General features: G+C 48.8%; 33 protein-coding genes and 1 pseudogene. 33 read left to right on the top strand and 1 reads right to left on the bottom strand.

All coding sequences use genetic code 11. From position 1 onward, the window contains the following. The 33 genes and pseudogenes from tuf to Q8K39_RS08880 all read left to right on the top strand — a co-directional run. A pseudogene (gene tuf / locus Q8K39_RS09040) lies at positions 1 to 139 on the top strand (elongation factor Tu); the annotation flags it as partial. A gap of 132 nt (positions 140 to 271) precedes the next feature. Next, the gene (gene rpsJ / locus Q8K39_RS09035) at positions 272 to 589 is read left to right on the top strand and encodes a 30S ribosomal protein S10 (RefSeq protein ID WP_110255911.1); all 318 of its coding nucleotides are present in this window, start codon (positions 272 to 274) and stop codon (positions 587 to 589) included. A 223-nt stretch (positions 590 to 812) separates the two neighbouring features. Beyond that, positions 813 to 1,469, top strand: a complete 657-nt coding sequence (rplC, locus tag Q8K39_RS09030) for a 50S ribosomal protein L3 (protein WP_186953125.1) — start codon at positions 813 to 815, stop codon at positions 1,467 to 1,469. Between the two features lie 3 nt (positions 1,470 to 1,472). Beyond that, the gene (gene rplD / locus Q8K39_RS09025) at positions 1,473 to 2,096 is read left to right on the top strand and encodes a 50S ribosomal protein L4 (RefSeq protein ID WP_305259553.1); all 624 of its coding nucleotides are present in this window, start codon (positions 1,473 to 1,475) and stop codon (positions 2,094 to 2,096) included. Further along, positions 2,093 to 2,407 carry a 50S ribosomal protein L23 gene (gene rplW / locus Q8K39_RS09020; RefSeq protein ID WP_110255914.1) on the top strand — a complete coding sequence of 105 codons (315 nt, stop codon included), beginning with the start codon at positions 2,093 to 2,095 and terminating at the stop codon, positions 2,405 to 2,407. The genes rplD and rplW overlap by 4 nt, the downstream gene beginning before the upstream one ends. Before the next feature lie 2 nt (positions 2,408 to 2,409). After that, the gene (gene rplB / locus Q8K39_RS09015) at positions 2,410 to 3,237 is read left to right on the top strand and encodes a 50S ribosomal protein L2 (protein ID WP_186950513.1); all 828 of its coding nucleotides are present in this window, start codon (positions 2,410 to 2,412) and stop codon (positions 3,235 to 3,237) included. A 10-nt stretch (positions 3,238 to 3,247) separates the two neighbouring features. Next, positions 3,248 to 3,523, top strand: coding sequence for a 30S ribosomal protein S19 (gene rpsS, locus Q8K39_RS09010; RefSeq protein ID WP_110255916.1), 276 nt, complete (start codon positions 3,248 to 3,250; stop codon positions 3,521 to 3,523). Positions 3,524 to 3,529: 6 nt separating this feature from the next. Then, on the top strand, positions 3,530 to 3,862 hold the full coding sequence (gene rplV / locus Q8K39_RS09005) for a 50S ribosomal protein L22 (protein WP_174244915.1): 333 nt from the start codon (positions 3,530 to 3,532) through the stop codon (positions 3,860 to 3,862). 9 nt (positions 3,863 to 3,871) lie between these two features. After that, positions 3,872 to 4,705, top strand: coding sequence for a 30S ribosomal protein S3 (gene rpsC, locus Q8K39_RS09000; protein ID WP_186953127.1), 834 nt, complete (start codon positions 3,872 to 3,874; stop codon positions 4,703 to 4,705). Positions 4,706 to 4,707: 2 nt separating this feature from the next. Further along, positions 4,708 to 5,127: a 50S ribosomal protein L16 gene (gene rplP / locus Q8K39_RS08995; RefSeq protein ID WP_110255918.1), complete on the top strand. Its 420-nt coding sequence runs from the start codon at positions 4,708 to 4,710 to the stop codon at positions 5,125 to 5,127. A gap of 12 nt (positions 5,128 to 5,139) precedes the next feature. Beyond that, entirely contained in the window at positions 5,140 to 5,331 is a 192-nt protein-coding gene (gene rpmC / locus Q8K39_RS08990; RefSeq protein WP_110255919.1) for a 50S ribosomal protein L29, read from the top strand. Further along, on the top strand, positions 5,331 to 5,603 hold the full coding sequence (gene rpsQ / locus Q8K39_RS08985; protein ID WP_110255920.1) for a 30S ribosomal protein S17: 273 nt from the start codon (positions 5,331 to 5,333) through the stop codon (positions 5,601 to 5,603). Before rpmC ends, rpsQ begins: the two co-directional genes overlap by 1 nt. Before the next feature lie 239 nt (positions 5,604 to 5,842). Further along, positions 5,843 to 6,211: a 50S ribosomal protein L14 gene (rplN, locus tag Q8K39_RS08980; RefSeq protein WP_006464924.1), complete on the top strand. Its 369-nt coding sequence runs from the start codon at positions 5,843 to 5,845 to the stop codon at positions 6,209 to 6,211. Positions 6,212 to 6,220: 9 nt separating this feature from the next. Continuing rightward, entirely contained in the window at positions 6,221 to 6,535 is a 315-nt protein-coding gene (gene rplX / locus Q8K39_RS08975) for a 50S ribosomal protein L24 (protein WP_162039554.1), read from the top strand. Positions 6,536 to 6,539: 4 nt separating this feature from the next. Further along, complete coding sequence (rplE, locus tag Q8K39_RS08970) at positions 6,540 to 7,079, top strand: 50S ribosomal protein L5 (protein ID WP_186953129.1); 540 nt, start codon at positions 6,540 to 6,542, stop codon at positions 7,077 to 7,079. 7 nt (positions 7,080 to 7,086) lie between these two features. Next, positions 7,087 to 7,392, top strand: coding sequence for a 30S ribosomal protein S14 (rpsN, locus tag Q8K39_RS08965; RefSeq protein WP_110255923.1), 306 nt, complete (start codon positions 7,087 to 7,089; stop codon positions 7,390 to 7,392). A 14-nt stretch (positions 7,393 to 7,406) separates the two neighbouring features. Further along, entirely contained in the window at positions 7,407 to 7,802 is a 396-nt protein-coding gene (rpsH, locus tag Q8K39_RS08960; protein WP_110255924.1) for a 30S ribosomal protein S8, read from the top strand. Between the two features lie 10 nt (positions 7,803 to 7,812). Next, positions 7,813 to 8,346 (top strand): 50S ribosomal protein L6, encoded by a 534-nt coding sequence (rplF, locus tag Q8K39_RS08955; protein WP_110255925.1) that lies wholly within the window; start codon positions 7,813 to 7,815, stop codon positions 8,344 to 8,346. Positions 8,347 to 8,358: 12 nt separating this feature from the next. Beyond that, on the top strand, positions 8,359 to 8,721 hold the full coding sequence (rplR, locus tag Q8K39_RS08950) for a 50S ribosomal protein L18 (protein ID WP_110255926.1): 363 nt from the start codon (positions 8,359 to 8,361) through the stop codon (positions 8,719 to 8,721). Between the two features lie 12 nt (positions 8,722 to 8,733). After that, on the top strand, positions 8,734 to 9,252 hold the full coding sequence (rpsE, locus tag Q8K39_RS08945; protein WP_110255927.1) for a 30S ribosomal protein S5: 519 nt from the start codon (positions 8,734 to 8,736) through the stop codon (positions 9,250 to 9,252). Between the two features lie 10 nt (positions 9,253 to 9,262). Beyond that, positions 9,263 to 9,442 carry a 50S ribosomal protein L30 gene (gene rpmD, locus Q8K39_RS08940; RefSeq protein WP_110255928.1) on the top strand — a complete coding sequence of 60 codons (180 nt, stop codon included), beginning with the start codon at positions 9,263 to 9,265 and terminating at the stop codon, positions 9,440 to 9,442. A gap of 28 nt (positions 9,443 to 9,470) precedes the next feature. Further along, complete coding sequence (gene rplO / locus Q8K39_RS08935; protein ID WP_110255929.1) at positions 9,471 to 9,902, top strand: 50S ribosomal protein L15; 432 nt, start codon at positions 9,471 to 9,473, stop codon at positions 9,900 to 9,902. Positions 9,903 to 9,927: 25 nt separating this feature from the next. After that, positions 9,928 to 11,265, top strand: coding sequence for a preprotein translocase subunit SecY (gene secY, locus Q8K39_RS08930; RefSeq protein WP_305259542.1), 1,338 nt, complete (start codon positions 9,928 to 9,930; stop codon positions 11,263 to 11,265). A gap of 23 nt (positions 11,266 to 11,288) precedes the next feature. Beyond that, positions 11,289 to 11,507 carry a translation initiation factor IF-1 gene (gene infA, locus Q8K39_RS08925; protein WP_005663428.1) on the top strand — a complete coding sequence of 73 codons (219 nt, stop codon included), beginning with the start codon at positions 11,289 to 11,291 and terminating at the stop codon, positions 11,505 to 11,507. A 33-nt stretch (positions 11,508 to 11,540) separates the two neighbouring features. Continuing rightward, positions 11,541 to 11,654, top strand: coding sequence for a 50S ribosomal protein L36 (rpmJ, locus tag Q8K39_RS08920; protein WP_014004415.1), 114 nt, complete (start codon positions 11,541 to 11,543; stop codon positions 11,652 to 11,654). Positions 11,655 to 11,681: 27 nt separating this feature from the next. Further along, entirely contained in the window at positions 11,682 to 12,047 is a 366-nt protein-coding gene (gene rpsM, locus Q8K39_RS08915; RefSeq protein ID WP_186950499.1) for a 30S ribosomal protein S13, read from the top strand. A gap of 31 nt (positions 12,048 to 12,078) precedes the next feature. Then, the gene (gene rpsK / locus Q8K39_RS08910) at positions 12,079 to 12,483 is read left to right on the top strand and encodes a 30S ribosomal protein S11 (protein WP_110255932.1); all 405 of its coding nucleotides are present in this window, start codon (positions 12,079 to 12,081) and stop codon (positions 12,481 to 12,483) included. A gap of 247 nt (positions 12,484 to 12,730) precedes the next feature. Further along, a complete protein-coding gene (gene rpsD, locus Q8K39_RS08905; protein ID WP_110255933.1) occupies positions 12,731 to 13,354 on the top strand; it encodes a 30S ribosomal protein S4 in 624 nt (207 codons plus the stop codon). 104 nt (positions 13,355 to 13,458) lie between these two features. Further along, on the top strand, positions 13,459 to 14,436 hold the full coding sequence (rpoA, locus tag Q8K39_RS08900) for a DNA-directed RNA polymerase subunit alpha (protein ID WP_186953131.1): 978 nt from the start codon (positions 13,459 to 13,461) through the stop codon (positions 14,434 to 14,436). A gap of 125 nt (positions 14,437 to 14,561) precedes the next feature. Continuing rightward, a complete protein-coding gene (gene rplQ, locus Q8K39_RS08895; protein WP_110255935.1) occupies positions 14,562 to 14,957 on the top strand; it encodes a 50S ribosomal protein L17 in 396 nt (131 codons plus the stop codon). Positions 14,958 to 15,107: 150 nt separating this feature from the next. Beyond that, positions 15,108 to 15,437: a divalent-cation tolerance protein CutA gene (cutA, locus tag Q8K39_RS08890; protein WP_305259532.1), complete on the top strand. Its 330-nt coding sequence runs from the start codon at positions 15,108 to 15,110 to the stop codon at positions 15,435 to 15,437. Further along, complete coding sequence (gene dsbD, locus Q8K39_RS08885) at positions 15,434 to 17,284, top strand: protein-disulfide reductase DsbD (RefSeq protein WP_305259531.1); 1,851 nt, start codon at positions 15,434 to 15,436, stop codon at positions 17,282 to 17,284. Before cutA ends, dsbD begins: the two co-directional genes overlap by 4 nt. A gap of 99 nt (positions 17,285 to 17,383) precedes the next feature. Next, on the top strand, positions 17,384 to 18,025 hold the full coding sequence (locus Q8K39_RS08880; RefSeq protein ID WP_186953134.1) for a peroxiredoxin: 642 nt from the start codon (positions 17,384 to 17,386) through the stop codon (positions 18,023 to 18,025). Positions 18,026 to 18,279: 254 nt separating this feature from the next. On the opposite strand, the gene sbcB is transcribed toward Q8K39_RS08880, so the two are convergent. After that, entirely contained in the window at positions 18,280 to 19,716 is a 1,437-nt protein-coding gene (gene sbcB, locus Q8K39_RS08875) for an exodeoxyribonuclease I (protein WP_305259530.1), read from the bottom strand. Positions 19,717 to 19,784: the final 68 nt, after the last annotated feature.

Below are 19,784 nucleotides of genomic sequence, written 5' to 3'. Positions count from 1 at the left end.
AATGGTCATGCCAGGTGATAACGTATCTATCACAGTAAAACTGATCAACCCGATCGCGATGGAAGAAGGCTTGCGCTTCGCTATCCGTGAAGGTGGCCGTACAGTTGGTGCTGGCGTTGTTGCTAAAATCATCGAGTAATATCTGTCGTAATTTGTAGTATACTAGTTGGCTGTCGTATTGAATTTAATGCGGCAGCCAATTTAGTTTTCGCTCTTTATTAAATATGCCGGCGGCTCTGCCGTACCTGGCTCGCTCTTTATAGGAATGAACATGTCCACACAAAATCAAAAAATCCGTATCCGTCTGAAGGCTTTCGATTACAAACTGATCGATCAGTCCGCTCTGGAAATCGTAGAAACAGCCAAGCGCACTGGCGCTGTTGTTAAAGGCCCGGTTCCTTTGCCTACACGTATCCAGCGTTTCGACGTACTGCGCTCCCCACACGTGAACAAAACTTCCCGTGATCAATTCGAAATTCGTACTCACCAGCGTTTGATGGACATCGTTGACCCAACTGATAAAACAGTTGATGCGTTGATGAAGCTCGATCTGCCAGCTGGCGTTGACGTAGAAATCAAATTGCAATAATTCTTATTGATTTGAATATACTGATGCAAATTAGTATTTTCAGAAAAATACTGAAAATTCGACATACCACAATTTTTCGAAAATTCAAATAAATTAGTCTTGTAAATAAAAAATTTGCGGGCTATAATCGAAGGCTTAGATGTAGGTCAGCTCCGGCTGGCCTATTCGTTTAAGTTTTTTAAACATCAGCCTCACCCAATCGTAGGTGAGAATGGAGAAAACAATGAGCTTGGGCCTAGTTGGTCGCAAGGTTGGCATGATGCGCATCTTTACAGATGATGGGGATTCGATTCCTGTTACTGTTTTGGACGTGTCCAACAACCGCGTGACGCAAGTCAAAACTCCTGAAACAGACGGTTACTCCGCTGTTCAGGTAACTTTCGGTCAGCGCCGTGCATCCCGCGTAACAAAAGCGGCTGCCGGTCACCTCGCAAAAGCAGGTGTTGAAGCTGGTACTGTATTAAAAGAATTCCGTATTGATGCTGCTAAAGCCGCTGAAATGAAAGCAGGCGACGTCGTGCCTGTTGGCATGTTCGAAGCTGGTCAAAAAGTGGACGTGCAAGGTGTAACGATTGGTAAAGGCTATGCCGGTACTATCAAGCGCCATCACTTCTCTTCTGGTCGTGCAACTCACGGTAACTCCCGTTCGCATAATGTTCCTGGTTCTATCGGTATGGCGCAGGATCCAGGTCGTGTATTCCCTGGTAAGCGCATGACTGGTCATCTGGGTGATGCAACTCGCACTGTGCAAAATCTGGAAATCGCTCGCGTAGATGCAGAGCGTCAGTTGTTGCTGGTGAAGGGTGCCGTGCCGGGTGCAAAAAATGGTCAGGTGATTGTATCTCCTGCTGTTAAAGTTAAAGCCAAGAAGGGAGCCTAATCCATGGAACTGAAGCTCCTAAACGAACAAGGTCAAGCAGCGTCGAACGTAGTCGCTCCTGATACTATCTTTGGTCGTGATTACAATGAAGCCTTGATCCATCAAGTCGTTGTTGCATTCCAAGCCAATGCTCGTAGCGGTAATCGCAAACAAAAAGATCGTGAAGAAGTCCATCACACAACCAAGAAGCCTTGGCGTCAAAAAGGTACTGGTCGTGCACGTGCTGGTATGTCTTCTTCTCCATTGTGGCGTGGTGGTGGTCGTATATTCCCGAACTCGCCTGATGAGAATTTCTCTCATAAAGTTAACAAAAAGATGTATCGCGCAGGTATCTGCTCGATTCTGTCCCAGTTGGCTCGTGAAGGTCGTTTGAATGTGGTTGACGATGTTACTGTTGACGCACCTAAGACAAAACTGTTGTCCGACAAACTGAAAGCAATGGGTTGCCTGGATTCCGTCCTGATCATTACTGACGAATTCAATGAAAACCTGATGTTGGCAGCGCGTAACCTGGCAAACGTACTGGTTGTTGAACCACGTTATGCTGATCCAGTTTCTTTGGTGTTCTACAAGAAAGTGTTGATCACCAAGCCAGCACTGGCAAAGATTGAGGAGATGCTGGCATGAGCGCACAAGTCAAAATTAGCGAAGAACGCCTGATGAAGGTGTTGCTGGCTCCTGTTATTTCTGAAAAAGCAACTATGGTTGCTGAAAAGAATGAGCAAGTGGTTTTCCTGGTTATGCCAGATGCAACCAAGCCAGAAATCAAAGCTGCCGTCGAATTGCTGTTCAAAGTACAAGTTGAATCCGTACAAGTAGCAAATCGCCAAGGTAAACAAAAACGTACCGGTAAATTTAATGGCCGCCGCAATCATACAAGACGCGCTTTTGTATGCTTGAAGCCAGGTCAGGAAATTAACTTCACTGAGGGGGCATAAGCATGGCACTCGTTAAGATGAAGCCAACCTCACCAGGTCGTCGTGGTATGGTGAAGGTAGTGACAGAAGGCCTGTACAAAGGTCGTCCGTTCGCTGCTTTGTTGGAAAAGAAATCAAAAACTGCTGGCCGTAATAACAACGGTCACATCACTACCCGTCATATCGGTGGTGGTCACAAGCAGCATTATCGTCTGGTTGACTTCAAACGCAACAAAGATGGTATCCCTGCAAAAGTAGAGCGTATTGAATACGATCCTAACCGTACAGCACACATTGCTTTGTTGTGCTACGCGGATGGTGAACGTGCATATATCATTGCTCCTAAAGGTATGGCTGCTGGTGATCAGGTCATGAACGGCTCTCAAGCGCCAATCAAATCTGGTAACTGTTTGCCTATCCGCAATATCCCGGTCGGTACAACTATGCATTGCGTAGAAATGCTGCCAGGTAAAGGTGCTCAGATTGCACGTACAGCTGGTGCTGGCGTTGTATTGATGGCGCGTGAAGGTACTTACGCTCAGGTTCGTCTGCGCTCCGGTGAAGTTCGTCGTATTCATATCGAATGCCGCGCGACTATCGGTGAAGTAGGCAACGGTGAGCATAACCTGCGCAAAATCGGTAAAGCTGGTGCAATGCGTTGGCGTGGTGTTCGTCCTACCGTTCGCGGTGTGGTCATGAACCCGGTCGATCACCCGCACGGTGGTGGTGAAGGTAAAACTGCAGCCGGCCGTCACCCAGTATCACCATGGGGTCAGCAAACCAAGGGTAAGAAGACTCGTCGCAACAAGCGCACTACTTCGATGATCGTCTCACGCCGTGGCAAGAAATAAGGGATAAAACATGACACGTTCATTGAAAAAAGGGCCGTTTTGCGACGCCCACCTGGTGAAGAAAGTCGAAACCGCGCAAGCGACCAAAGACAAGAAGCCAATCAAGACTTGGTCCCGTCGTTCGACAATTATGCCGGACTTCATCGGTTTGACCATTGCGGTTCATAACGGTAAGCAACACGTACCAGTTTATGTTTCCGAAAACATGGTTGGTCACAAGCTCGGCGAATTCGCGCTGACCCGTACGTTCAAGGGTCACGCTGCCGATAAAAAGGCTAAGAGATAAGGACCGATGATGGAAACTAAAGCAAATTTGCGCGGTGTGCGTCTGTCTGAGCAAAAAGGTCGCCTGGTGGCTGACCTGATTCGCGGTAAAAAAGTAGATCAGGCATTGAATATCCTGGCATTCAGCCCTAAAAAAGGTGCTGCGATCATCAAGAAAGTGTTGGAGTCTGCAATTGCAAACGCCGAACACAATGATGGCGCGGATATCGACGAGCTGAAAGTAAAGACTATCTATGTCGAAAAAGGTGCGATTCTGAAGCGCTTCACAGCACGCGCTAAAGGTCGTGGTGATCGTATCTCTAAACAATCCTGTCACATTTATGTGACCGTTGGTAACTAAGGAGTCACGATGGGACAGAAGATACATCCAACCGGTTTTCGTTTGGCAGTAACACGTAACTGGTCTTCTCGTTGGTATGCTGGCAATGGTAACTTTGCCACTATGCTCATCGAAGATCTGAAGGTACGTGAATACCTGAAGAAGAAACTGAAAAACGCGTCTGTAGGCCGCATCGTTATTGAGCGTCCTGCTAAAAACGCACGCATCACGATATATAGCTCCCGTCCAGGCGTTGTGATCGGTAAAAAAGGCGAAGATATTGAAGTATTGAAAGCTGAATTGTCGAAATTGATGGGCGTGCCAGTGCACGTCAACATCGAAGAAATTCGCAAGCCAGAAATCGATGCTCAACTGATCGCTGATTCTATCGCTCAGCAACTGGAAAAACGCATCATGTTCCGTCGCGCCATGAAACGTGCGATGCAAAATGCAATGCGTTTGGGCGCTCAAGGTATCAAGATCATGTCTGGTGGTCGTTTGAACGGTATCGAGATCGCACGTAAAGAATGGTATCGCGAAGGCCGCGTGCCTCTGCATACTCTGCGTGCTGACATCGACTACGGCTTTGGCGAAGCATCCACAACTTACGGCATTATTGGCGTAAAAGTATGGGTCTACAAAGGCGATCGTTTGGCAAATGGCGATGCGCCTGTTATTGAATCGACACCGGAAGACGACAAAAAACGTCGTGGCCCACGTCGTGATGATGGCAAGCCAAATAGCCGTCCACGCGCCAAGCGTCCAGAAGGACAAACACCGACGACCGGCGCAGCAGCCCCGGCAGCCAAGCGCGTACGCGCAAAAGCTGACGCTGCAGCACCGGCTGAGAAAGCAGGAGAATAATCATGCTGCAACCAGCACGCAGAAAATATCGCAAGGAACAGAAAGGCCGTAACAAGGGTATCTCGCATACTCGTGGTACAGCAGTTTCCTTCGGTGAGTTTGGCTTGAAGGCAGTTGGTCGTGGTCGTATCACAGCGCGTCAGATTGAAGCAGCGCGTCGTGCAATGACTCGTCACATTAAACGCGGTGGCCGTATCTGGATCCGCATTTTCCCGGACAAGCCAATTTCCCAGAAACCAGCAGAAGTCCGTATGGGTAATGGTAAAGGTAATCCTGAGTACTACGTTGCCGAGATTCAACCAGGCAAAATGTTGTACGAAATGGATGGTGTCGATGAGACGCTGGCACGCGAAGCGTTCCGCTTGGCTGCAGCTAAATTGCCGCTGTTGACTACGTTCGTCGTCCGTCAAGTCGGCCAATAATAGGAGTTGTAAATGAAAGTATCTGAACTCCAAGGTAAGGATCAGGCGGCTTTGACCAAAGAACTGAATGAATTGTTGAAGGCTCAATTCAGCCTGCGCATGCAAATCGCTACGCAACAGCTGACTAACACTTCTCAATTGAAGAAAGTTCGTCGTGACATCGCACGTGTGAAAACCGTCATGAACCAGAAGGATGCCAAATAATGAACGATCAAGTTAAAGTCGCACTGAAGCGCACATTGATTGGCAAGGTTGTTTCCGACAAGATGGACAAAACCGTAACAGTGGTTGTTGAACGTCACGTCAAGCATCCTTTGTATGGCAAGATCATCGTCCGTAGTGCCAAGTACCACGCACACGATGAAGCGAACCAGGCAAAGGCTGGCGACACCGTTGAAATTCAAGAAGGTCGTCCTATCTCCAAGACTAAAGCTTGGACAGTGACACGTGTGGTTCAAGTCGCACAAGTAGTATAAATTTATTGCACAAATCGTTTTTTAGTGTAATAATGATGGGCTGTCATTTGCAAAGTGTGCGAGTGGCAGCCTAAATGTCTTTCATAGCGCCCTCTTGTTGTGAAAGTGGTTAAAAAATCGTCCACCTAATCAGTTGGCTCGTGCATTGTAGGTTATGTAGGGGTTAGCTGGCGGGACCAAGACTGACTACAAATTTGCATTGCGCAAGTTGTGTGGATTAAGTTGGGAAAGAGAACATTATGATTCAAACAGAAAGCCGGCTGGAAGTGGCTGACAATACTGGTGCGCGCGAAGTTCTGTGCATTAAAGTGTTGGGCGGTTCCAAGCGTCGTTATGCGGGTATTGGTGACGTAATTAAAGTCACTGTAAAGTCTGCTGCTCCGCGCGGTCGTGTAAAAAAAGGTGAAATTTACAACGCCGTTGTCGTGAGGACAGCTAAGGGTGTTCGTCGTCAAGATGGCTCGTTGGTCAAATTTGATGGCAATGCTGCAGTATTGTTGAATGCAAAACTTGAGCCTATCGGTACTCGTATTTTCGGCCCAGTAACACGCGAACTGCGTACTGAGCGCTTTATGAAAATCGTGTCCTTGGCTCCAGAAGTGCTGTAAGGGGTCGTGATGAACAAAATTCGTAAAAACGACGAAGTCATCGTCTTGACGGGTAAAGACAAAGGTAAGCGCGGTCAGGTACAAGCATGTATCGATAGCGATTACGTTGTTGTTGCAGGTATTAACGTTGCTAAAAAAGCTGTTAAGCCTAACCCAATGACTGGCGCAGTAGGTGGCATCGTGGATAAAGTGATGCCGATTCATGTGTCGAATGTTGCATTGTTTAATGCAGCGTCTGGCAAAGCAGACCGTGTAGGCTTCAAGGTAGTGGATGGTAAGAAAGTCCGTATCTACAAGTCGACTGGCGAAGTTGTGAAGGCATAACATCATGGCCCGTCTACAAGCAATATATAAAGATAAAATCGTTGGTGATCTGACTGAAAAGTTCGCTTATAAGTCAGTCATGGAAGTTCCACGCATCTTGAAAATCACCCTGAACATGGGTTTGTCTGAAGCAATTGCAGATAAAAAGATTATTGAGCATGCAGTTGGCGACCTCACCAAGATTGCTGGTCAAAAACCAGTAGTTACCAAAGCTCGCAAAGCGATCGCTGGTTTTAAAATCCGTGAAGGCTACCCAATTGGTTGTATGGTAACTTTGCGTGGCGCTCAGATGTATGAATTCCTGGACCGTTTCATTACTGTGGCTTTGCCACGTGTACGTGACTTCCGTGGCGTTTCTGGTCGTGCGTTTGATGGTCGTGGTAACTACAATATCGGTGTCAAGGAACAAATCATTTTCCCTGAAATCGAATACGACAAGATCGACGCGTTGCGTGGTATGAACATCAGTATCACGACAACAGCAAAGACCGACGAAGAAGCGAAAGCGCTCCTCGCCGCATTTAAATTTCCGTTCAGAAACTGAGGTCGCCATGGCAAAACTGGCACTGATTAATCGTGAGCAAAAGCGTGCAGACCTGGTGAAGAAATTCGCTGGTAAGCGTGCCGAATTGAAGGCCATCATTGATGACCAATCAAAGACTGAAGAAGAGCAGTACGCTGCCCGTCTGAAGTTGCAGGCATTGCCACGTAACTCCAATCCGACCCGTCAGCGTAACCGCTGCGCCTTGACAGGTCGCCCACGTGGCACATTCCGTAAATTCGGTTTGGGCCGTATTAAACTCCGTGAAGTCGCCATGCGTGGTGAAATCCCGGGTATGACTAAAGCCAGCTGGTAATAGGAGAATAAGCAATGAGTATGAGCGATCCTATCGCCGATATGCTGACCCGCATCCGTAACGCACAAGTTGTTCAAAAGACTGTCGTCGCGATGCCGTCCTCTAAAGTAAAGATCGCAATTGCGAACGTACTTAAAGACGAAGGTTACATTGAAGATTTCGCAGTTTCTGAAACTGCAGGTAAGTCCGAATTAAAAATCGGCTTGAAATATTACGCAGGACGTCCTGTGATTGAACGCTTGGAACGTGTATCACGTCCAGGTCTCCGTATTTACAAAGGTAAAGACGAGATCCCAAGTGTCATGAACGGTTTGGGAGTGGCGATCGTTTCCACACCACAAGGCGTTATGACTGACCGCAAAGCGCGCGCAACCGGTGTCGGTGGCGAAGTGATTTGCTACGTCGCCTAAGGAGTGAAAGATGTCTCGAGTAGGTAAGATGCCAATCGCTTTGCCGGCAGGTGCTGAAGTCACCATTTCGACAGAGCAGATTACAATTAAAGGCCCACAGGGCGTGTTGTCTCAAGCCTTGAACGGCCTGGTGACAGTTGCGAACGACAATGGCACTTTGAGTTTTTCCCCAGCGAATGATGGTCGTGAAGCCAATGCGATGAGCGGTACCTTGCGTGCCCTGGTCAACAACATGGTTAACGGCGTCACTAAAGGTTTCGAAAAGAAACTGAACCTGGTCGGTGTTGGTTACAAAGCGCAAGCTCAAGGCGACAAATTGAATTTGTCTCTTGGTTTCTCGCACCCTGTTGTTCACGCAATGCCAGCTGGCGTTACATGTGCAACACCAACTCCAACTGAGATCCTGATCAAAGGGATTGATAAGCAAAAAGTTGGTCAGGTCGCCGCTGAAGTTCGTGCATACCGCAGTCCAGAGCCTTATAAAGGCAAAGGCGTTCGCTATGCGGACGAAGTGGTTGTGATTAAAGAAACCAAGAAGAAGTAATAGGGGTTGACGATGGACAAGAAACAATCACGTCTGCGCCGCGCACGTCAAACCCGTGCCAAGATCGCAGAACTCAAAGTGAACCGCCTGGCCGTGCATCGCACAAACCTGCACATCTATGCAAACATCATTGGCCCAGATGCCAAAGTGTTGGCATCGGCTTCTACCGTAGAGGCAGAAGTACGTGCAGAGTTGGCTGGCAAGTCTGGTGCTGGCGGCAACGCTGCTGCAGCGAGCTTGATCGGCAAACGTGTTGCAGAGAAGGCAATCAAAGCAGGGGTTACCGAAGTTGCGTTTGACCGCTCCGGTTTCCGTTACCACGGTCGCGTCAAGGCGCTTGCAGAAGCAGCCCGTGAAGCTGGCTTGAAGTTCTAAGGAAAATTTGTCATGGCAAAAATGCAAGCAAAAACAGCAGCCGACAAGCCGGATGATGGCATGCGCGAAAAAATGATCGCGATCAACCGCGTGACCAAAGTGGTCAAGGGTGGTCGTATCATGGGTTTCGCGGCGCTGACAGTCGTTGGTGACGGCGATGGCCGTATCGGTATGGGCAAAGGGAAATCGAAAGAAGTTCCAGTTGCTGTACAAAAAGCGATGGAAGAAGCACGTCGTAAGATGATCAAAGTGACTTTGAAGAACGGTACTCTGCAACACACCGTTACTGGCAAGCACGGCGCGTCTTCCGTCATGATTTCTCCAGCAAAAGAAGGTACTGGCGTTATCGCTGGTGGTCCAATGCGCGCGATTTTTGAAGTAATGGGTATTGTAAACGTCGTGGCGAAATCCAACGGCTCCACAAATCCATACAACATGGTTCGTGCAACTTTGAATGGTTTGGCCAAGATGAGTACTCCATCTGAAATCGCTGCAAAGCGTGGCAAAACTGTTGAAGAAATTCTCGGTTAAGGAGCACCTCATGTCTAAGACAGTAAAAGTGCAATTGGTTAAAGGTTTGATCGGCACACGCCAGGATCACCGTGCAACTGTACGTGGCCTGGGTCTGCGTCGTGTTAATTCAGTTTCCGAATTGGAAGACACGCCATCCGTACGCGGCATGATCAATAAAGTCTCGTATCTTGTGAAGGTTGTATCGTAAGCCGTCAGGTTTGCGATCGGAGCAAATTATGGAATTGAATACAATCCAGCCAGCTGATGGCGCAAAACACTACAAACGTCGTGTTGGTCGCGGTATCGGTTCAGGCTTAGGTAAAACAGCGGGTCGCGGTCATAAAGGCCAAAAATCCCGTTCAGGCGGCTTTCATAAAGTCGGTTTTGAAGGCGGTCAGATGCCTCTGCAACGTCGTTTGCCAAAACGTGGTTTTAAATCACTGGCAACTCCGTACAAAGCAGAAGTTCGCCTGACAGATCTGGAAAACCTGCCAGTGACAGAGATCGACGTTTTGGCTTTGAAACAAGCCGGCGTAGTTTCTGAGCTCGCACGTGTAGTCCGTGTGATCTTGTCTGGTGCTATCACCAAGAAAGTTTCTTTGAACGGTTTGATCGTCACTAAAGGCGCTAAAGCTGCAATCGAAGCTGCTGGTGGCACAATCGCTTAATTTAAGCAGACAACCGGAGCATTAATTGGCAACATCTCCACAACAAGCTAAAAGTGCTGCAAGCGGGTTCCCCTGGGGGCGACTCTGGTTCTTGCTGGCGGCACTGGTTGTCTACAGGATTGGTGCACATGTTCCTGTACCAGGTATAGACGCCAAAGTGCTGGAAGAAATGTTTAAACAAAACCAGGGTGGTTTGCTGGGTATGTTTAATATGTTCTCTGGCGGTGCGATGCAAAGATTCACTGTGTTCGCGCTGGGTATCATGCCGTATATCTCTGCGTCGATCATCATGCAATTGATGTCGATCGTCTCTCCGCAGCTGGAAGCACTCAAAAAAGAGGGCGAATCCGGTCGCAGAAAGATTACGCAATATACGCGGTATGGCACTGTGGTTCTAGCCTTGATCGAAAGTTACTTTATCGCATTTGGTCTGGAAGGTCAGGCCGGCTTGGTACTTGACCCTGGTTTGGCATTCCGGTTAACAACGGTCTTGTCACTGGTGACAGGCACTATGTTCCTGATGTGGTTAGGTGAGCAAATCACTGAGCGCGGTCTGGGAAATGGTATTTCGATTATCATTTTCGCTGGTATTGCAGCAGGTTTGCCTGGTGGTTTGAGTAATTTGTTTGAACTGGTCCGAACTGGTCAAATGGGTAACTTCGCCGCACTGGTGATCTGTGTTGTAGTGCCCGCAGTAACGTTTGCCGTGGTGTATGTCGAGCGTGGTCAGCGCAAGATCTTGGTGAATTACGCCAAGCGTCAAGTTGGTAACAAGATTTATGGTGGTCAAAGCAGTCATTTGCCACTGAAGCTGAATATGGCTGGTGTGATTCCTCCTATTTTTGCTTCATCCATCATCTTGTTTCCGGCGACGATTACCAGTTGGTTCACCAAAGGTGCAGAGTCTTCAACAAGTGGCTTCGTCACTTTCCTGAAGGATCTGGCAGCGTCGATGGCGCCTGGTGAGCCAATACACGCTTTGTTGTATGCAGCAGCGATCATCTTCTTTTGCTTCTTCTATACCGCATTGGTATTTAACAGTAAAGAAACCGCAGACAACTTGAAGAAGAGTGGTGCTTTTGTTCCCGGGATACGTCCTGGTGATCAGACCGCACGCTATATCGACAAGATATTGATGCGTTTGACGCTGGCAGGTGCGATTTACATTACGCTGGTTTGTCTGTTGCCAGAATTTTTGATTGCGAAGTGGAAAGTACCATTTTATTTCGGCGGAACGTCTCTGCTGATTATCGTGGTGGTGACCATGGACTTTATGGCGCAGGTACAGAACTATGTTATGTCCCAGCAATATGAATCGCTTCTTCGTAAAGCAAATTTCAAGGGCGGGATTCCTTCGAGGTAATCGCCCAGGGGACAGCAGATCGAATGGCAAAAGACGACGTTATACAGATGCAGGGCGAGATTCTTGAGAATCTTCCGAATGCAACATTTCGAGTTAAGTTGGAAAACGGGCATGTTGTACTTGGCCATATTTCCGGGAAGATGCGAATGAACTATATTCGTATTCTTCCAGGTGATAAGGTGACAGTGGAATTGACGCCTTATGATTTGAGCCGGGCGCGAATAGTGTTCCGTACCAAGTAAATTTAAAATGAACTAGAAGGAAAGAGGGCAAAAATGAAAGTTCTCGCATCAGTTAAGCGGATTTGCCGCAACTGCAAGATCATCAAGCGCAAAGGCGTAGTTCGTGTTATATGCACAGAACCACGCCATAAGCAGCGCCAAGGTTAATTAACGTTATTGAACGAGGAATAACGAATGGCACGTATCGCAGGGGTTAATATCCCAAATCATCAGCATACCGTAATCGGCTTAACAGCTATCTATGGTATTGGCCGTCCACGCGCACAGAAAATCTGTGACGCAACAGGTGTTTTGACCAATAAAAAGGTTAAAGATCTGGATGACAACGAACTCGAGAAGCTTCGCGACGAAATCGGTAAATTTATCGTCGAAGGCGACTTGCGTCGTGAACTGTCCATGAACATCAAGCGCTTGATGGACTTGGGTTGCTACCGTGGTCTCCGTCATCGTAAAGGCTTGCCTTGCCGTGGCCAACGTACCCGCACAAATGCGCGTACTCGTAAGGGTCCACGTAAAGCAGCGCAATCTTTGAAGAAATAATCCAGGCTAGCCCGGATCCAAGGAAAACATTATGGCAAAAGCTCAAAATAACGCTGCAGCAGCACGTGCGCGTAAGAAAGTTAAAAAGAACGTTGCAGAAGGTATTGCTCACGTTCACGCTTCTTTCAACAACACCATCATCACGATCACTGATCGTCAAGGCAATGCGTTGTCTTGGGCAACTGCCGGTGGTGCTGGTTTTAAAGGCTCACGTAAATCTACTCCGTTTGCAGCGCAGGTCGCAGCAGAAGCAGCAGGCAAAGTGGCCGTTGAATGCGGTATCAAAAATCTGGAAGTTCGTATCAAAGGCCCAGGCCCAGGTCGCGAATCTTCAGTACGTGCTTTGAACAATCTGGGTATCAAGATCTCCCTGATTCAAGACGTTACTCCAGTCCCACATAACGGCTGCCGCCCTCCAAAGCGTCGTCGTATCTAAGCTGGAACACTAAGCTGCGTAGTTAAGCACCTTAGCCAAGCAGAATTAATCTCTGCTGGCATTCTTGCGGAATCTCCGTTAGAATGCAGACCCGCCATTTCGTTGGCGGGTTTTGTGTTGTGGAAATTTCAGAGTACAAAAAAATTAATCAAAGACGCCGTCTTTGTTGTTAAGACCACCGTCTGGTTGCAGGCAGATCAGACTAGCGTAGTGTAGAAAACATTGCGTCATTTACAAGGAAAATATCGTGGCACGTTATATCGGACCAAAAGCAAAACTTTCCCGTCGCGAAGGCACGGACCTGTTCTTGAAGAGCGCACGTCGCTCCCTGGACTCCAAATGCAAACTGGACGCAAAACCAGGTCAACATGGTCGCACTTCCGGTGCTCGTACCTCTGACTACGGTAACCAATTGCGCGAAAAGCAAAAAGTCAAACGTATGTACGGCGTTTTGGAACGTCAGTTCCGCCGCTACTTCGCTGAAGCTGACCGTCAAAAAGGCAACACAGGCGAAACACTGTTGAAATTGCTGGAATCCCGTCTGGACAACGTTGCTTATCGTATGGGCTTCGGTTCCACACGCGCTGAAGCACGTCAGCTGGTGAGCCATAAAGCATTCACAGTCAACGGTATCGTTGTTAACATCGCTTCTTACCAAGTTAAAGCTGGTGACGTAGTTGCAGTTCGTGAAAAAGCTAAAAAACAAGTTCGTATCGCTGAAGCGCTGTCCCTGGCAGAGCAATCCGGCATGCCTTCATGGGTAGCTGTTGATGCGAAAAAACTGGAAGGTACTTTCAAGTCCATGCCAGATCGTAGCGACATCGCTCACGATGTCAACGAATCCCTGATCGTTGAATTGTATTCTCGTTAATACTTAAGTTTCACCGCCTGCCTGTTTTGTTACAGGCAGGCTTTTTTCTTTAATGCCGTCAGCCTTATCGGTGTAACGAACCGAGGGTATTGAAAAGGACATTCATGCAAAACAATCTGTTAAAGCCACGTATTATCGATGTGGAAATGTTGGGTGCCGGTCACGCTAAAGTCGTGATGGAACCGTTTGAACGTGGCTATGGCCACACACTGGGCAACGCGTTGCGTCGCGTCCTGTTGTCCACTATGGTTGGTTATGCACCGACTGAAGTTGTGATCGCCGGTGTCGTTCATGAATACTCTTCCCTTGATGGCGTGCAAGAAGACGTCGTCGACATTCTGTTGAACTTGAAAGGTGTAGTTTTCAAGTTGCACAACCGTGATGAAGTCACGCTGACATTGAAAAAAGATGGCGAAGGCGCAGTATTGGCTTCCGACATCGATCTGCCGCATGACGTAGAACTGATCAACCCGGATCACGTTATCGCCAATCTGACTGCCGGCGGTAAGCTGGACATGCAGATCAAGGTAGAAAAAGGCCGTGGCTATGTACCTGGTAACGTTCGTCGCTTGTCTGAAGATGCGAACAAAACCATCGGTCGTATGATATTGGATGCGTCTTTCTCACCAGTACGCCGTGTTTCTTACGCTGTGGAATCTGCCCGCGTTGAACAACGTACTGATCTGGATAAACTGGTCATCAATATTGAGACCAATGGCGTTATCTCTCCTGAAGAAGCAATCCGTCAATCTGCCCGCGTGCTGGTTGATCAATTGAATGTCTTTGCCGCTCTGGAAGGTACTGAAGCCGCTGCTGAAGCTCCATCCCGCGTACCTGCAGTTGATCCTGTCCTGTTGCGTCCAGTCGATGATCTGGAACTGACAGTACGTTCAGCCAACTGCCTGAAAGCAGAAAACATTTACTACATTGGTGATCTGATCCAACGTAGCGAAAATGAACTGTTGAAGACCCCAAATCTGGGTCGCAAGTCCTTGAACGAAATCAAGGAAGTTTTGGCTTCCCGTGGTTTGTCTTTGGGCATGAAACTGGAAAACTGGCCACCAGCTGGCCTGGAAAAATAATTTTGTCCAAACGAGTGGGCTGAGACAGCCTGCTCGTTTTTTAACCGTAGTAAAAATAATTACCGGCCCGCGATAAGTTCGCTTATCGATAGAAGAGCTGGCATTTAAATCTGAAAGGAAATACCATGCGTCATCGTCACGGCTTACGTAAGCTGAATCGTACTTCTTCCCACCGTCTGGCAATGCTGCGCAACATGACAGTATCCCTGTTGCGTCACGAAGCCATCAAAACAACTTTGCCAAAAGCCAAAGAACTGCGCCGCGTTATCGAGCCGATTCTGACTTTGGGTAAAACAGACACACTGGCTAACAAGCGTCTGGCTTTCTCCCGTTTGCGCGACCGCGAAATGGTAGTCAAGCTGTTTGCAGAACTGGGCCCACGTTACGCAAATCGTAACGGCGGCTACCTGCGTATCCTGAAAATGGGTTTCCGCGTTGGCGATAATGCTCCGATGGCATACGTTGAATTGCTGGACCGTCCAGAAGGCGTAGATGCAGCTGATGCACCAGTTGCTGAGTAATTAGCAAGCCTGGGCTTCCTGCTCAAGACTAAAAAAAGCCGTTCAGTGTAAACTGAACGGCTTTTTGCATATGCGCACTTATTCCGGGACACATATTTTGTGGTGCCCTGTAATGGCCAGGCATGGCGTTCGACCAAATAGAGAATAACAATGGATAATGACAATCTGATCCTGGTATTGACTAATCTGCCCAGCCGCGACATGGCCAGAAAGCTGGCCAGCCAGATCGTCGCCGAAAAATTGGCTGCCTGCGTGAACATTTCTGCTGATATATTGTCCATCTACAACTGGGACGACGAGCAACAGGCTGATACAGAAGTGCAATTGATGATCAAGACCCGGCAAGCTTGCTATGCCAGGCTGGAAGCACTGATACTCGGCCAGCATCCCTATGATCTACCCGAAATAATAGCCATCCCCCTGGTGGCCGGATTGCCGGCTTACCTGGATTGGGTGAGAAAAGAAACTGAAACGTTATGAATACCTCAACGCCGTTGTTTTCTGTAAGCATGCCAGCCAAGCTCCAGAATGTCAGGATATCGCAGCTATGGTGCCTGTGTGCCTTGCTGGCTGCCTTGCTGTTTGCCTCGTTATTGTCATCCAATGCCAAGGCAGAAGACTTTCTCGACCCCGAAGAGGCATTCAAAGTATCTGCCAGAATGATAGAGCCAGGCATGGCCGAGGTGACTTTTACGATAGCAGACGGTTATTACCTGTACCGTGAACGTTTCAAATTCAGCTCAGATGACGCCAAGATTGGTGATATAACCATGCCAGCGGGCAAGGTCAAGTTTGATGAAACCTTTCAAAAAGAAGTAGAGACTTATCGTAAATCCCTGGTGGTGCGCGTGCCTGTACAGGCTGCGGCAGATTTCACCCTGAACATAGGGCGGCAGGGCTGTGCTGACGGAGGTTTGTGCTATCCACCGCTGGAGACGCCGGTTAAGTTGCAGATAACTGGGGCCAACAGCGCTGGCACACAGACCGCAGCAAATGCCAGCATTGCTACCGCTAATGTTAGTACAGAATCCAATGGCAAAGGCGCAGAAGCTAGCACTGATGAGGAAACCAGCAGCATCAGCGCTGCACTGAAGAGCGGTAGGTTGGTCCTGATCCTGCCTTTGTTCTTACTGCTTGGCCTGGGCTTGTCCTTCACTCCCTGTGTCTTGCCTATGGTGCCAATTTTGTCCTTCATCATCGTCGGTGAAGGTGCTGGCATCAAACGCAGTCGCGGCTTTCTGCTGTCCCTGTGCTACGCCCTTGGCATGGCGCTGGTGTACACGGCCCTCGGTATTGCGGCGGGACTGGTTGGCGAAGGTTTGTCGGCTACTTTGCAAAATCCCTGGGTGCTTGGTGCCTTCGCCTTGCTGATGGTGATATTGTCGCTGTCCATGTTCAATGTGTATCAATTGCAGGTGCCTGCTGCCTTGCAAACCAAGCTCACCATTGCATCAGAAGGTCAGCGCAATGGCAAGCTGGTAGGTGTGTTTTTCATGGGGGCAATCTCTGCCCTGATCGTTGGCCCTTGCGTGGCCGCTCCACTGGCAGGTGCGCTGGTTTATATCAGCCAGACCCGCGATGTCGTCGTTGGTGGCTCGGCCTTGTTTGCCATGGCGATGGGCATGAGCGTGCCTTTGCTGCTGGTGGGTATCTCGGCCGGTAGCCTGTTGCCACGCGCTGGTATGTGGATGGAAAGTATCAAACGTTTCTTTGGTGTCTTGATGCTGGCCATGGCCCTGTGGATGATCAGTCCAGTCATCCCGGCCTGGTCGCAAATGCTGGGATGGGCCATCTTGTTGCTTGCATATGCCGTCTATCAATTAATTTTCCATCGTAGTGGCATGTTCGCCAAAGCTGTGGCAGTAATATTTTCCCTGCTTGGTGCCGTGCAACTCGTTGGTGTTGCGACTGGTGGCCGCGATGTATTTTCTCCCGTTGCCCACTTGTACGGTGGCAGTACGGAGCATGTAAAATTTACCCGTGTGCGCAGCATTGCAGAACTTGATGCTGCCCTGGCGCAATCCAAAGGCAAAACTGTGATGCTGGATTTTTATGCGGACTGGTGCGTGTCTTGCAAAGAGATGGAAAAACTGACTTTCCCAGAAACCAAGGTCAAAGCCAAGCTCGACAATATGCTCTTGCTGCAAGTTGATGTCACTGCCAACAATGCCGATGATAAAGCCCTGTTGAAACGCTTTGGCCTGTTCGGCCCTCCAGGCATTATCTTCTTTGATGCGCAGGGTAAGGAAATTCCCGGTCAGCGCGTCATCGGTTATCAGAATGCGGATAAATTCCTGCAATCCTTGAATCGTGCTGAGGGCAAATAAAGCATATTCTTAGAATGTATAAGCATGCAACAAAACTATCCTTGAGTAAGGGCGACAGAGGGGCTATATTCAAACTCTTGTTTCTTTTTGGAGAAAAATATGACTTTGCGTTTAGGCGATATCGCCCCTGATTTCGAGCAGGATTCTTCTATCGGCCCTTTGAAATTTCATGAATGGGCAGGTAATTCCTGGGTAGTTTTGTTTTCCCATCCGGCTGACTTCACACCCGTCTGCACAACAGAACTCGGCTTGACAGCAAAACTCAAGCCAGAATTTGACAAGCGCAATGTAAAAGCGATTGCCTTGTCAGTCGATGGTGCAGAATCTCATCTGCAATGGATCAAGGATATTGAAGCTACGCAAAATACAGTCGTTGGTTTCCCTATCGTTGCAGATGCTGACAAGAAAGTTGCAGCACTGTATGACATGATTCACCCTAACCAGTCCGAGACTGTGACTGTGCGTTCCTTGTTCGTCATCGACCCGAATAAAAAAGTCCGTCTCATCATCACTTATCCTCTGACCACAGGACGCAATTTTGATGAAGTCTTGCGAGTCATTGATGCCCTGCAATTGACAGATGGCTATACCGTCGCTACCCCGGGTAACTGGCGTGATGGTGATGACGTGATCATTCCGTTGTCTATCAAGGATGAAGACGTGATCAAACAAAAATATCCTAAAGGCTATACCGCTGCCCGCCCTTATCTGCGCGTGACACCACAGCCAAACAAACCATGACTTGCGCAAAACCGCCCCAACTGCGTTGCAGCTCCTAGCCGTACTAAAGTACTGTCTTCGTCGCTGACGGTATAGTCGGGATTTCAGGCAACATGTTGCCTGCCGATGCAACGAACCTCCCTTGCAAGGGAGGTTTCCTGAAAGCGATAGCCTTGCTGGGACAATTTTGCGCAACTCATGTAGTGCATCAGTAAAAAAACAAAAGCCACGAGTCACTCGTGGCTTTTGTTTTTGAAATGCAGAATGAATTCAGCTTATCTCGACGGCACTATCATTTCAGCGTAATCATACAAGGCACCCAAAATCTCTTCTGCCGCTTCATCTGCTGTTTCTGACAAAGTATCGATCTCATTGAAATACATGTCCACCGTCCTGGCATTGCCTACACCATCAAGCAAACGTGCGGCGCGGTGTTCTTCCCAAGTTTCCTTTTCTTCCATGCTCAGGCTGTCAAAGAAATTACGGGCGCGGTAACGGAATAGCAATTCGGCCAGGCGGACATCCTGGAAGTCGACGCTGGCGGCAGCCAGTTGCGCTGGCTTCTTGCGGCGTAACTCATTGAGTAGACGGCGGTCACCAGCACCCACAAAGCCGCCATACAAGTCTTCATCGACGTCGCTGGCCGCAGCCTCAGGGCGGGCATACACTTCTTCCCAGATTGCCTTGGCAGAGGCGGGCAGTGAGGCCGCTTTGATGATGTGCTCTTGCACCAGATGCATATCTATCTTCCAGCGCTCAGCCATGGGGGCAGACAAGGTTTTTAAATTGCCAATGACGATGGGTGATTTGTTGATGTGTATGCTCTTCACTGGCAGGCGTTGCACGCCTTCTGGCAAGGCATCGCTCTTGCTGAACATGCGTAGCTGAATCGTTTCTGCGTCCAGGCCCGCCAGCTCTGTAGGATCATGGGACAGGTCCCAGGCGATGACTTCATTCTTGTTCTTGGGGTGCATGGCCAGCGGCCACATGACGGCCAAGCACCCACGCTCTACCGGGAACATGCCCGACACATGCAAGAACGCTTTGTTCAGCACGGGCATATCAATTTCTGATGCAACCTTGTCTTTTTTGTGCAGGGCAAAGCAAAAATCGAATAACTTGGGCTGACGCTCACGTATCAGACGTGCCAAAGCTATCGTCGCGCGCACATCTGACAAGGCATCATGTGCTGCTTCATGCGCAATGCCATTGGCCTTGGTCAGGTGTTCCAGGCGAAAGCTGGGCTTGCCTTCATCATTCTTTGGCCAGTTGATACCCTCCGGGCGCAACGCATAACAGGTACGCACCATGTCCATGATGTCCCAGCGACCACAATTGTTTTGCCACTCGCGCGCATATGGGTCGATCAGGTTGCGCCAGAACATGAAGCGGGTAATTTCATCATCGAAACGTATGGTGTTATAGCCGACACCGATAGTGCCAGTCTTGGCCAGTTCCTGTTCTATCTTTGATGCAAATTCATGCTCAGGTATGCCACGCTCCAGGCAGGTTTGTGGTGTGATATGGGTGATCAGGCAAGACTGCGGGTCAGGCAAGAAATCATTGGCGGGTTGGCAGTACAGCATGACCGGTTTGCCGATTTCATTGAGTTCAGCATCCGTGCGTATGGCTGCAAATTGCGCAGGCCTGTCGCGACGGGCGACAGCGCCAAAGGTTTCATAGTCATGCCAGAGAAAGGTATGTTCTTGCATTGGTATTTAAATTAATTTGTTGATTTGGTCTTCACAGATCGTATTACGCAGACCGCATTTTATCCAGT

Origin of the sequence: Undibacterium sp. (genome assembly GCF_030683615.1) — a bacterium.
In the GTDB taxonomy this organism is placed as follows: Bacteria; Pseudomonadota; Gammaproteobacteria; order Burkholderiales; family Burkholderiaceae_D; genus Undibacterium; species Undibacterium umbellatum.
This window is presented reverse-complemented; position numbering and strand designations above follow the sequence as displayed.